Raw genomic sequence first — 12,553 nt, 5'->3', positions numbered from 1 at the left:
AAAGGATTGATCAATCATAGCCCCATCACTCCTGAGGAACACCGAAATGAATTCTCTTTTTTCCGAAGTTCAGGTAGGCCGCTACACCCTTGCCAATCGTATGGTCATGGCACCGATGACCCGCTCGCGCTCTGATGATGCCGGTGTGCCCAGCGATCTGGTTGCCACCTACTACGCACAGCGCGCCACTGCCGGGCTGATCATCAGTGAAGGCGTGTTTCCAGTTGCGCTGGGCAAGGGTTATGTCCGCACCCCGGGTATCGAAACTGCCGAACAAATCGCGGCCTGGAAGAAAGTCAGCGACGCCGTGCACGCTGGTGGTGGTCGCATCTTCATGCAACTGATGCATTGCGGCCGCGTCTCTCACCCCTCGTTACTGCCCGAGGGCGCAACGCCGCAAGCGCCTTCTGCAATCAAAGCCGCTGGCCAGACCTACACCGCCACCGGCTTGCAGGATTTCGTGACACCCCACGCCCTGACCGTCGCTGAAATTGCCGAGGTGGTTGAAGGCTATCGCCAGTCCGCACGCCGGGCCATTGAGGCGGGTTTCGACGGTGTTGAATTGCACGCGGCTTCGGGCTACCTGCCAGAACAATTCCTTTCCAGCGGCAGTAACCAGCGCAACGACCAGTACGGTGGCTCGGTTGAAAACCGCACTCGCTTCGTCCTGGAAGTACTTGCCGCCATGGTCAGTGAAGTGGGCGGCGACCGTGTCGGTATCAAGATTTCCCCGGAGATGAATTTCAACGACATCGTCGATGCCAAACCGCAGGAAACCTACCTCTATCTGGTCAACCAGCTTCGCGACCTCAAGCTCGCTTACCTGCACGTTGCGCTGTTCGGAGCCGAGTTCGATTACCACGCCGCACTGCGCCCTCTGTTTGACGGCAGCTACCTGATCGGCAGCGGCCAGACCAAAGACAGTGCCGAGTCACTGATCAAAGAAGGCAAAGCAGACGCCGCAGTGTTCGGCAGTGCCTTCCTGGCCAACCCCGATCTGCCTGAGCGATTCCGTGCCGACGCAGAGTTGAACACGCCAGACAAAGACACTTTTTACGCCCCTGGCGCAGAAGGCTATATCGATTATCCAGCGATGTCCCAAGGGGCCTGAGGAGCGCAGCCATGCTACCTGTCGCACGCTTACATCGGATGAATAACGGCAGCCAGTTTCGGGCGTTCAGCCTGCGTGGTGACCAGAATGCAAAACCGATCGACCCGTTTCTCGGCGTGGACCACGCCTGGATCAGCGGACCGACGTTTGCACCTCACCCTCACGCAGGTTTTTCAGCGGTGTCTTATCTGTTTCTGGACTCGGAAACAGGCATCGACAACCGGGATTCCCTGGGCAATCGCAACGTGATTCAACCGGGAGGCTTGCACTGGACGGCGGCGGGTGAAGGCATTGTTCATGAGGAGGTTCCAGCCCAGCCGGGCAAGACCGTTCACATGCTGCAAATTTTCATCAACCTGCCCGCAGACAAGCAGGCAAACCCACCCTTTGTCTTCAGTGTGGAAGCTCAGGATGTGCCCACGGTTTATTTGCCAGGCGCAAAAATTCGGGTTCCGTTGGGCAAATTCGAAGGGCTGGCTTCTGCGTCAGTACTGCCTACGGACGTCAGGTTGCTGGACATCTCCCTTGAGGCCGGAGGCGAAGTGAAGATTGCTGTGCCCGATGGGCATGTGGCGTTCGTAATGCCCATCGACGGCGAGGTTCATGTCGACGGCCAGGCCTTCGACCTGACTGATCCCAAGGCGCCAGTCAATCTTCCCCAAGGACAGGATCGGTTGGTAACTCTGCACGCGAACAAAGCAAATGCCAAGGCAGTGCTGTTCTCTGGTACTCCGTTGAATCAACCCGTGTTTTGGCAAGGGTCCATGGCCCTCGCCTCGATGGACGCACTGGCCGCAGCAGTCGATGGCTACCGGCGCGGTGACTTCGGAACACTGCGAGCTCGCTAAACGACTTATAGACCCTAAAACCGGGGTAAGTACCCCATCGTAGTTGCCAGGAGAATCACCATGCCATTCGAAAACTTCAATTCTGATAATGCCGCCATGCTGCTGATTGACCATCAGGTCGGGACCATGGGCTGGGCTAAATCCATGCCTTTCGAAGAACTGAAACGCAACGCCCTGATGCTGGCCAAAGCAGCCCGTATTCTGAAACTTCCCGTAGTGCTGACTTCCAGCATGGAAGAGTATGCCCAAGGCCCGTTGTTAAGCGAACTGCAAGAGATTCTTCCAACCGAGTTTGCCGGTCGTATCAAGCGCATGGGCATCGTCAACGCCATGGACGATGAGAACTTCGCCGCAGCCGTGAAAGCGACAGGCCGCAAGAAACTGATCATTGCCGGTGTAACCAATGATGTGTGCACCGTCTACCCTGCGCTCTCGCTAGCCCGTGAGGGCTATGAAGTCCAGGTCGTCGCAGATGGCGGTGCTTCGCCTACCGCCATGGCCGATGACATTGCTTTGCGCCGTATGGACAAAGCCGGTGTGACACTGACCACCACTAACCAACTGATCGCTGAGCTGGCGGGTAGTTGGGCAACCCCGCAAGGCGCAGAGCTGGTGCAAGTGCTTATGGAAGCCTTTGGCGAGTAAGAGCGCATCCAGCGGCCCGGAATACGCCGTGCAGGGTATCCGGGCCTTTCTCGACTGCGAATAGGCAAGCAGGGACAGTGCATATCCAACGCCTGAGAGGCGAGTTGGCGCAGAACACCTGAGCCGATTTTTTCTGGCTCAGCGCGTCCATGAACCGCCCATCAATGCGCAATGATCACCTGACCGGCCTGCCGGTGCCCCTTCGCAAACCCATGCACACTCGCCCGCGATGCAATGACCAGGCTCAGCAGTAACAACACCACCAAAACCCATGCAAAAGAACTGACGCCCCATTGGCCGAGCAGCACGCCGCCGAGTAGCCCGGCAGCGGCGATGGCACTGTTCCAGACCACCACGTTCATGGACAGCGCGACATCAGCGCCCTCACCTGCCGAGTCGGCCAGCGCGGTCTGCAACAGGGTGGCCGCGCCGCCAAAGGTCAGGCCCCAGATGAACGCGCCGACGTAAATCGCCAGCGCCGACGCTGAAAACAGGCCGAACAGAACCGCAACCGCTGCGAAGGTCGCCAGGCTGGCCAGCACGGCCTTGCGCAGGTGACGGTCAACCAGCCGCCCGGTGATCCAGATGCCTGCCAGCGCCGCAACACCAAATGCCAGCAAGACCAGATCGACGTCATTGGCCAGCCCGGCGTTGGCAACAAACGGCGCGACGTAGGTATAAAGAATGTTGTGCGCCAGCATCCAGGTGAACACCACAGCCAACACCGAACGTACGCCGGGCGTGAGGAAAACCTGACGCAGCGCCATACGCTGCGAGGCCGCCTGGCCAGGGTAGTCAGGCACCTTGACCAGCACCCAGACGATGAGCAGCAGGGTCATTGCGGACATCAGCCCGAACGCCATGCGCCAGCCCATGAGCCCACCCAGCCAGGTACCCAGCGGCACGCCCAGTGACAAGGCGACAGGTGCGCCCAGCATCGCCAACGCCAGTGCACGGCCCTGCAAGTGCGGAGCAACCATGCGCCGTGCATAACCGGCAATCAGGCTCCAGGCCAGACCTGCCGAGACTCCCGCAAAAAACCTCGCCACCAGGGTCAGCCAGTAGCTGGACGACAACGCCGTGACCGTGTTGAACAGCAGAAAGCCGACCACCGTCAGCAACAACACCGTTCTGCGCCGCCAGCCTTGCGTGGCGATGGTCAGCGGAATGGCCGCCAGTAATGAACCCAGCGCATAAACCGTCACCATCTGCCCTGCAAGCGATGCCGAGATATCCAGGCCTTGGCTGATCTCAGGCAGCAAGCCGGCAGGCAACGTCTCGGTCACGATGCAGATAAAACCGGCCATCGCCAGTGCCAATAACGCCCCAAGCGGCAGCTTCTCGCTGTGTTTCTCATCGGTAACCATCTAACACCTCAATTTATGTACTGATCGATACAGATGTTAGGCGTGATCCGGCCGGGTGGTCAACGACTTATGTATCGACTAGTATTTAAATCATTCTGCATGAGGATTCGACATGGCACAGATGGGTCGGCCACGCACGTTTGATCGTGACCTGGCAATCACTCAGGCGCTGCACCTGTTTTGGGAGCATGGCTATGACGCGACCTCGCTCAGCCAACTCAAGGCCGGGATGGGCGGCGGTATCAGCGCGCCGAGTTTTTACGCCGCGTTCGGCTCGAAACAGGCGCTGTTCAATGAAGTGGTCGAGCGCTATCTCGACACCCACGGCCGGGTCACCGACAGCCTGTTCGATACAACCCTGCCGCCCCGAGAAGCCATTGAAACCGCCCTGCGCCGCTCGGCGAAAATGCAATGCGAGCCCGATCACCCCAAGGGTTGTCTGGTGTCGCTAGGGTTGATGAGCGCGTGCTCAGAAGAGAGCAAAGCCATCGCCGAACCGCTGATGCGCACCCGAATCCTCAACCGTACCGCCATGGCTGCATGCATCGAACGCGCTGTCGCGGCAGGTGAATTGCCCGCAACGGTGATCCCCGAAACGCTTGCTGCTGCCTTCGACAGCTTTCTGCTTGGCTTGTCGACCCTGGCACGCGATGGCGTGGCGCATGAGACGCTGGATGCTGCGGTGACGCAGATGATGGGAATGTGGGATGGCTTGCGCGCTGCCGCGCATTGAATGCAAGCGGGTAGGAGCTGCTTCAGCAGCGAAGGCTCAATACTGTACTTAGGTATATAAATCGATAGCCTGCATTTTTATCAATGAAACCGAATCAGGCTGCCGATATCGAGTGACCACGACGGGAAAGGACATCCGCGAGGTGTTTTGCGCTTGACCGGGTCCGCGAATTACCTACAGGGAGTTTTTTATGAAATACCGATCTCGCCTGCACAGTGTGCTGGCCGTCGCCGGGTTTGTGACTGCACTGCTGCCTGCGACGGGGAGCGCCTTCATGGGCTCGGCTCTGGCGATCGTCATGTTGCCTTCAATAATTTCTAGCCTTCTGCTTCCCATGGCAATTGTTATCAACCTCTGGGCCCTGGTATCCGGCTGGCGGCTTTTTCTTTTTTTCGTATCAGGGAAAAACGAACCAGGACCGGGCTGCTGGATCGGGCTGGTGATCTTTTGTGTTTCCGTGACGGGTTTCAGCATTTACACGAAATGGCCGAAATTTGAACTGCCTTGGCTGACCCTTGCGGTGGTCCTGCATTGGCTGTGGCTGTATTGGAAGGATTTCAGGCTGGACTGGCGGCGGGCAGTCACTCATTAAAGGGTGGGCATGCCCCCCGACCAAGGGATCCGGTAGAAGCTCGCTCGCGAAGACGCCGGGGCCGACAAATCCTCTGCCGTGCCTGACAGGCCGTCTGCGCGAACGAGTTCCTGGGCGTTGCGCCTTACCAGCTATACGCCACCTGCGCATAGTAGAACGCACCGCTGTAGCCATAAGGCGAGTAGGTGCTGTACGCCAGGTTGCCGCCGCTGTTGGCGAAGCTGTTGAGCTTCTCCGGGTATTGGTCGGTGACGTTGTCGCCGCCCACGGTGAAGGTCCAGTTGTTCCAGTTGTAGTCCACCGACAGGTCCAGCAGCCAGGCGGCGCTGAAGGTCTGGTCGTTGACCGGGTCGGCCTGGTAGCTGGTGAACTCACCGTAGCGCACCAGGTTGGAATGCAGCGCCCAGTTGCCGAAGGTGAAGTCGTTGCCGAAGCTCAGCTTGTGCTTGGGCGTGGTGTCGCCCAGCAGGCCGATGCGCTCGCGGCGGTCGACGCGCACCAGATCGACGCCCAACTGGCTGAGCACGCCAGGGTTGGCTTTGACGTCGGTGACTTTGGTGTGGCTGTAGTTGTAGCCCAGAGTGCTGTTCCAGCGCACGCCGTTGTCGAACCGATAGCGATAGTTGGCAACCAGATCGACGCCGTCGGTGCTGGTGTCGGTGGCGTTGGTGAAGTAGCGCACCGAGGTGTAGTTGATGTCCCCTACCCCGTTGGCCCGCAGGTAGTTGGCCGCAGCGTTGTTGAGCACCAGGTTGGACGACAGCGAGATCCGGTCCTTGATGTCGATGCGGTACACATCGGCGGTCACGGTCAGGTTGTCCAGCGGTTCGAGCACCAGACCCAGGCTGTAGTTACGCGACTTTTCCGCTTCAAGGTCTTCAGCACCCAGCAGTTGCGCCACGCGGCTGCTGGCCGGGAAGGTACCGGCTTCCTGGATGCTGTTGCCGATCAGTTGCGACGAGGTGAAGGCAAAGTTTTGCTGGGCCAGCGACGGTGCACGGAAGCCTGTGGAGACGCTGCCGCGCAACGCGACCTGCGGGGTGAAGTCGTAACGGGCCGATATCGCCCCGCTGACGTTGGAGCCGAAGTCACTGTAGTCCTCATGGCGCACCGCCGCCGAAGCGCTGAGTTTGTCGGTGAAGTTGGTTTCCAGGTCCAGGTACTGGGCGAAGTTATGCCGTGAGGTGCTACCGGCGTCCGAAGCGCGGAAGCCTGCCAGCCCCGAGCTGCCGCTCTGGAAGTACGACTCAGCCTGGCCAGCGGCAATCTGATAACCCTGGCGCAGGTATTCAGTACCGAACGCCACCGACACCGGGTTGGGCAGCCAGGACGCACTGAACTCGCGGGACAGATCGAGGCTGAGCTGCTTCTGGTCGTTGGTCAGGGTGCCGTTATAGAACGAACGCGGCGTGGCCAGGCCGAGCGAGGTGTTGATGGTCTTGGTGCGGATTTCGTAGCTGTTTTTGCCGTAGTTGGCCGACAGGTCGTAGTGCCAGTCGTAAGCCAGTTCGCCACGCAGACCGGCCACCAGGGTGGTGTCTTCCAGGGTGCCGCGAATCAGAGGCAGGTAGCCGTTGGGGAAAATTGCCGGGTTGTTGTTCGACGCGTTGCTGGCCCGGTAGAAGGCAGCAGTTTCGCCACGACGCTTGCTGTAACCGCCGAAGCTGTAGAACTCGGCCGCATCGTTGAAGCTGTACTCGCTGTTGAACTGGATCTTGCCCTCTTCACTGGCCGGCTCACCCTGACGGAATACATGCTGGCCGTAGGTGGTCGAGCCGATGCTCGCGGCGCGGAAATCATCACCGGCGCGGTCGGTGTAGTCGTTGTTGGCGCCTTCGGCGGACAGGTTGATAAAGCCATTCTCACCCAGCGCAAAACCGGTATTGCCGGCCACCTGGCGCTGGATGCCATCGCCTTTCTTGTACTGGCCGAAGCGGGTCGAAACCGTACCGCCGTTATCCGCGCTTTTCAGAATGACGTTGATCACCCCGGCAATCGCATCGGAGCCATAACGCGCCGAAGCCCCGTCACGCAGCACTTCGATGCGCTCGATGGCCGACAGCGGGATGGCGTTCAGATCCGCCGGTGCCGAACCGCGCCCCACCGCGCCGCCCAGGTTAATGAACGCCGAGGTGTGGCGACGCTTGCCGTTGACCAGCACCAACACCTGGTCCGGCGACAGCCCGCGCAACTGCGCCGGGCGGGTCAGTTCAGCACCGTCCACCAGGCTGGGGCGTGGAAAATTGATCGATGGAATCAGCTTGGCCAACACCGCGCCCAACTCGGCGGAGCCGGTGCTGCGCAGGGCATCGCCGCTGATCACATCAATCGGTGACAGCGACGCGCTGGCAGTGCGCTCCTGAGCACGGGTACCGGTGACGATCACCGTGCTCAGGGTCGAAGACTCCTGCGCCGCTTCCTCTGCCCCCGCAAAGGTGCTGACGCCCAATAGATTGGCCGAAACGATTGCCGTGGCCAACAAGTGACGCTTGAAACTCCTCATACCGCTCCCCTTGAATCCCTTTACCGAGGCAGGCAGCCCCAGCCGTGACGAGCGATCCGTGCGGCGGACGGTGGCGATCATCTGGTCATTATGATTTGAATAACGGTGGCCCGATGACATATATCCTAACGCGATTTAAATGTGGTTTTTAAATACGATTTAGAAATATGCAAGTGCAATTGGGTTTGGATTCACAGGCCGCGCAGCACGCCATTCTGTTCAGACGCGCAACTCCCGCAACACCTCCAGCACATGGGTTGTGGCGCGTTCACAGCGGGTGGCGCGATGGGCAATCCCCAACTGGCGCCATAACGGCGGCTGCAAGGGCCGCATCACGATGCGCGGGTCAGGCGCCGGGGTGGCAGCCTCATGGGGCAGCAACGTGGCACCGTAGCCCGCCGCCACCAGGCTCTTTATCGCATCGTTGTAGTTAAGCTCGATACGCGCCACGGGATGACACTCATCAGCGGCAAACCACTCGCTGGTCAGGCGCGCCAGTCGGGTGCTGCTGTCATTGAGAATCAGCGGCTGACGGGCCAGCCAGGCTGGTGTGATGATCTCGGGGCATTGCCAACGGGCCGGCAGAAAAGCCATGACCGGATCACGCCGCCACGGCTCGATGCACAACCCCTTGGCTGGCGCCTGCGGCAAAGCGACCAAACCAATGTCCAGCGCCCCGCAGGCCAACCGATGCAAGGTTTCCTGAGAGGTCAGCACCGCAACCTGGACGTCGATAGCCGGATGCCGCTCACCGAGAATTTCCAGGGCCTGAGGCATCAACTGCGCAATTGCACCGGTGGATGCGCCCAGCCGTACCCGTCCGGCCAGCCCCTGGACCTGACGTTGCACTTCCTCCAGCGCCTGGTCGGCTTCGGCCAGCAGGTTGCGGGCCCGCACGATCAGCGTTTCACCGATGGCGGTAGGCTGCACCTGCCCGCGGGTACGCGACAGCAGTGCAGCGCCCACCCGCGCCTCAAGGTCGGCAATGTGCAGGCTGACCGTCGGCGCGGCGAGGTTGAGCGCCCGCGCCGCTTGAGCGAACGACCCCAGGTCGGCAATCGTCACCAGGGGACGCAGACGGTCGAGGCTGACTTCACGCATGGCACAGTACTCATTCAGAAAAACTGAATGAAAGCATTTTTAAATTCAACTTTCACTATCTTAGGTATCAACCGAATTTTCGCCGGGTTGATTCCTCACGCGAGAAAAGCTTCATGAGCACCCCCCTGATCTTTATCGATGGCGACCAAGGCACCACCGGGCTGCAAATCCAGCAGCGTCTGCAAGGGCGCACCGGCCTGCAGTTGCTGACCCTGCCAGCCGAGCGGCGTAAAGACCCGCTGCTGCGTGCCGAGGCCCTGAATGCTTGCGACATCGCCATTTTGTGCCTGCCGGATGACGCCGCCCGCGACGCCGTCGCGATGATTGAAAGCCCTGCGGTACGAGTGATTGATGCCAGCTCTGCGCACCGCACCAGCGCCGGCTGGACCTACGGCTTTGCCCAGATGCGCGCCGGGCAGGCCGAACAGATTGCCAAGGCCCGGCGCGTGAGCAACCCTGGCTGCTACCCCACCGGGGCGATTGGCTTGTTGCGGCCCTTGCTGGACGCCGGCCTGCTGCCTGCCGATTACCCGCTCAGTATTAATGCCGTGTCGGGCTACTCCGGCAAGGGCCGCGTCGGCATCGAGCAATACGAGGGCGCACATGCCGCCGACGCGCCGGCCTTTCAGGTTTATGGATTGGGCCTGACGCACAAGCACGTACCGGAAATCCAGCAGCACAGCGGGCTGAACGAACGGCCGCTGTTTATCCCGGCCTACGGCGCTTTCCGCCAAGGGATCGTGCTGACCGTACCGCTGCAACTGCGGCTGCTGCCCTCGCGGCAGGCGAACCAACGCACCCGCGCCGCCGATCTGCATGCCTGCCTGGCGCAGCATTACGCCGCCAGCGACTACGTGCAGGTGATACCGCTGCAACAGTCTGCGGCACTGACCCACCTCGACCCACAGGCGCTCAATGGCACCGATGCGCTGCGCTTGATGGTTTTCGAACATGACGAGCACGCCTTGCTGGCAGCGGTGTTCGACAACCTCGGCAAAGGCGCGGCCGGTGCAGCGGTGCAGAATCTGGATCTGATGCTCAGCGGCGCAGCGGCTCAGGAGCCTCCCGTGCGATTAAACGCCCTACGCACGTGACCCGGATAGCGAATCGTCAGTCAACCCATCTCGGCGCGCTGTCTGGCCCGGCACTTTCGGGCTGCGCGCGGTGGGTTCTGGCTTTCTCTTTTTGGACGCAACAATGAACAAGACTCTGGCTTCGTCACTTTTCACCTTGGGCCTGCTGGCCAGTCCAAGTGCCTGGGCAGACGGCCCGCTGCTGTGGCATGACGAAAGCATCACTTACCTGTACGGCAAGAACTTCAAGATCGACCCGGCGATCCAGCAGACCATCACCCTGGAACATGCCAGCGCCTGGACCTGGGGCGATCTGTTTGTGTTTGTCGATAACATCTGGTTCAACGGTGCGAAGTCGGGCAACGGCAACCACACGATGTACGGCGAGATCAGCCCACGCCTGAGCGCCGGCAAGCTGTTCGACACCGACCTGTCGTTCGGCCCGATCAAGGACGTGCTGCTGGCCAGTACCTGGGAGTTCGGCGATGACGATGTGGATGCTTACCTGCTGGGTCCGGGTTTCGACCTGGCAGTTCCCGGCTTTGACTATTTCCAGCTGAACTTCTACTACCGTCAGCCTGACGGTGACCGGGTGCGTGCCGGTGCCTGGCAGATCACCCCGGCCTGGTCGTACACCCTGCCATTGGGCAACTCGAACCTGGTGATCGACGGCTTCATCGACTGGGTGGTCAATAACAAATCCAGCAGCGGCGGCAAGCAGAGCGACTACCACGCCAACCTGCACTTCAACCCGCAGATCAAGTACGACCTGGGCAAGAGCCTGGGTTACGAGGCCAAGCATCTGTATGTCGGCGTGGAGTACGACTACTGGTCCGACAAATACGGGATCAAAGACAGCCAGGTGTTTGCGACCGACCAGAACACCACCAGCCTGTTGGTCAAGTACCACTTCTGAGCCAGCGCTGTTTGACTGGGTGTTTGCCGCGCTCTCGCACGGCAAACACGGGACTCCGTAGACCGGCCGGGCGGCGATCCGCTTTAGGAAGCCTTCGCTGCTGAAGCAGCTCCTACGAGCGAGAACGGTCGCGCACTGGCTTCAGCTCTTTTCAGTCTTGGGCGCACCCTGCGCTTCAACCGTCGACACCTTGCCGTTGTCCAGCGCCGCGATCTCGCGCTTGGCCGTAGCCAGATCAAAGGCGTTGTCCCACTTGGCAATCGCAATGGTGCCAATGCCGTTGCCAATCAGGTTGGTCACGGCCCGCGCCTCATTGAGGAAGCGGTCGATACCCAACAACAGCACCAGCCCCACCAATGGAATGGTGTGAATGGTGGTCAGGGTTGCGGCCAGGGTCACAAAACCCGCACCGGCGACACCCGCCGAGCCTTTGGAGGTCAGCAACAGCACCCCCAGCAGCACGCACTGGTCCATGACCGTCAGCGGTGTGTTGGTGGCCTGGGCTACGAAAATCGCGGCCATGGTCAGGTAGATGCAGGTGCCATCGGCGTTGAAGGTAAAGCCGGTGGGCAACACCATGCCGACCACCGATTTCTGGCAACCGAGTTTTTCCAGCTTGGCCATCATCCGCGGCAGCACCGACTCAGTGGAACAGGTGCCGAGCACGATCAGGATTTCATCCTTGAAGTAGCGCAGGAACTGCATCAACGGCAGGCCAGACCAGCGCGCCACCGCGCCGAGAATGATCAGGATGAACAGCAAGGTGGTGACATACAGCGCGATCAGCAGTTGCCCCAACGACAGCAAGGTGCCGATACCGTACTTGCCGATGGTGAACGCCATGCCTGCACCGGCACCGATAGGCGCCAGGCGCATGACCATCGCGACGATCTTGAACAACCCTTGTAGCAACAGATCAATGATGTTGATCAACGGTTTGGCGACCGGTCCCATCTGCACCAGCGCCACGCCCATCAGCACCGACAACAGGATCACCTGCAGCATCGAGCCTTTGGCGAAAGCATCGACAAAGGTGTTGGGAATGATGCCAAGGAAGAAGTCCACCGTACCGCCCTGCTCATGCGCGACCTGGGTGTACTTGCTGATGGTGCTGCCATCGAGCTTGCTGGAGTCAATATTCATGCCCTCACCGGGCTTGAGGATATTGACCACCACCAGGCCGATGACCAGGGCAATGGTAGAGAGGATTTCAAAGTAGATCAGCGCTTTGACACCAATGCGCCCGACCTCCTTGATGCTGCCCATCTTGGCCATACCGACCACCACCGTGCCGAAGATGATCGGCGCCAGCAGCATCTTGATCAGCTTGATGAAACCATCGGCCAGCGGTTGCAGTTTGGCGCCGAAGCCGGGTTCGAAGTAACCCAGCAGACCACCGATGACGATGCCGATCAGCACCTGCACATAGAGCTGGCTGTACCAGCGGGAACCGGACTTTTCCATGTTGTCGCACCTCTTTTGTTTTTGTTGGGAGGGCATGCAGTAGGGCACCTCTAAAAACTACCTGCGTGGCCATCGCGTTGTTGAAATCAGGCTCAAAATGCTCATTTACAACCCGTAAAATCCGCTTTCTCGCCTGATTTCGCCTAGCGCTGCCTGCCTCGCCTACGTTTTTAGAGGCACCCCGCAGCGGCCGCCACACC

The 12,553-nt window shown here is 60.1% G+C and carries 11 protein-coding genes; 7 read left to right on the top strand and 4 right to left on the bottom strand.

Features of this window, described 5'->3' with window-relative positions; genetic code table 11:
* Positions 1-46: 46 nt before the first annotated feature.
* The 3 genes from NJC38_RS16285 to NJC38_RS16275 are packed head-to-tail and all read left to right on the top strand — an operon-like array spanning position 47 to position 2,604.
* Positions 47-1,111 carry an alkene reductase gene (locus tag NJC38_RS16285; RefSeq protein WP_253115774.1) on the top strand — a complete coding sequence of 355 codons (1,065 nt, stop codon included), beginning with the start codon at positions 47-49 and terminating at the stop codon, positions 1,109-1,111.
* 11 nt (positions 1,112-1,122) lie between these two features.
* Positions 1,123-1,959: a pirin family protein gene (locus tag NJC38_RS16280; RefSeq protein ID WP_253115772.1), complete on the top strand. Its 837-nt coding sequence runs from the start codon at positions 1,123-1,125 to the stop codon at positions 1,957-1,959.
* Positions 1,960-2,019: 60 nt separating this feature from the next.
* Entirely contained in the window at positions 2,020-2,604 is a 585-nt protein-coding gene (locus NJC38_RS16275; RefSeq protein ID WP_253115769.1) for an isochorismatase family protein, read from the top strand.
* Positions 2,605-2,765: 161 nt separating this feature from the next.
* On the opposite strand, the gene NJC38_RS16270 is transcribed toward NJC38_RS16275, so the two are convergent.
* On the bottom strand, positions 2,766-3,971 hold the full coding sequence (locus NJC38_RS16270) for an MFS transporter (RefSeq protein WP_253115767.1): 1,206 nt from the start codon (positions 3,969-3,971) through the stop codon (positions 2,766-2,768).
* A 112-nt stretch (positions 3,972-4,083) separates the two neighbouring features.
* On the opposite strand from NJC38_RS16270, the gene NJC38_RS16265 reads away from it, so the two are divergent.
* Positions 4,084-4,704, top strand: coding sequence for a TetR/AcrR family transcriptional regulator (locus tag NJC38_RS16265; protein WP_253115765.1), 621 nt, complete (start codon positions 4,084-4,086; stop codon positions 4,702-4,704).
* Positions 4,705-4,894: 190 nt separating this feature from the next.
* Positions 4,895-5,296 carry a hypothetical protein gene (locus tag NJC38_RS16260; protein ID WP_253115763.1) on the top strand — a complete coding sequence of 134 codons (402 nt, stop codon included), beginning with the start codon at positions 4,895-4,897 and terminating at the stop codon, positions 5,294-5,296.
* Positions 5,297-5,420: 124 nt separating this feature from the next.
* Here NJC38_RS16260 and NJC38_RS16255 read toward each other — a convergent pair whose 3' ends face one another.
* Together NJC38_RS16255 and NJC38_RS16250 are read right to left on the bottom strand one after the other, a co-directional pair.
* A complete protein-coding gene (locus NJC38_RS16255) occupies positions 5,421-7,799 on the bottom strand; it encodes a TonB-dependent receptor (RefSeq protein ID WP_045491803.1) in 2,379 nt (792 codons plus the stop codon).
* A 219-nt stretch (positions 7,800-8,018) separates the two neighbouring features.
* Positions 8,019-8,900, bottom strand: a complete 882-nt coding sequence (locus tag NJC38_RS16250; RefSeq protein WP_253115758.1) for a LysR family transcriptional regulator — start codon at positions 8,898-8,900, stop codon at positions 8,019-8,021.
* 113 nt (positions 8,901-9,013) lie between these two features.
* Here NJC38_RS16250 and argC point away from each other — a divergent pair, with 113 nt between their 5' ends.
* Together argC and NJC38_RS16240 are read left to right on the top strand one after the other, a co-directional pair.
* Positions 9,014-9,994: an N-acetyl-gamma-glutamyl-phosphate reductase gene (gene argC, locus NJC38_RS16245; RefSeq protein WP_253115757.1), complete on the top strand. Its 981-nt coding sequence runs from the start codon at positions 9,014-9,016 to the stop codon at positions 9,992-9,994.
* Between the two features lie 103 nt (positions 9,995-10,097).
* Positions 10,098-10,889 (top strand): outer membrane protein OmpK, encoded by a 792-nt coding sequence (locus NJC38_RS16240; protein WP_045491809.1) that lies wholly within the window; start codon positions 10,098-10,100, stop codon positions 10,887-10,889.
* Positions 10,890-11,030: 141 nt separating this feature from the next.
* On the opposite strand, the gene dctA is transcribed toward NJC38_RS16240, so the two are convergent.
* Positions 11,031-12,353, bottom strand: coding sequence for a C4-dicarboxylate transporter DctA (gene dctA / locus NJC38_RS16235; RefSeq protein WP_253115755.1), 1,323 nt, complete (start codon positions 12,351-12,353; stop codon positions 11,031-11,033).
* Between the last annotated feature and the right edge of the window lie 200 nt (positions 12,354-12,553).

It is taken from the genome of Pseudomonas sp. 21LCFQ010, assembly GCF_024129905.1.
Taxonomy (GTDB): Bacteria; Pseudomonadota; Gammaproteobacteria; order Pseudomonadales; family Pseudomonadaceae; genus Aquipseudomonas.
The sequence above is the reverse complement of the archived record's forward strand: the minus strand, read 5'-3'. Positions and strand labels throughout refer to the sequence as shown.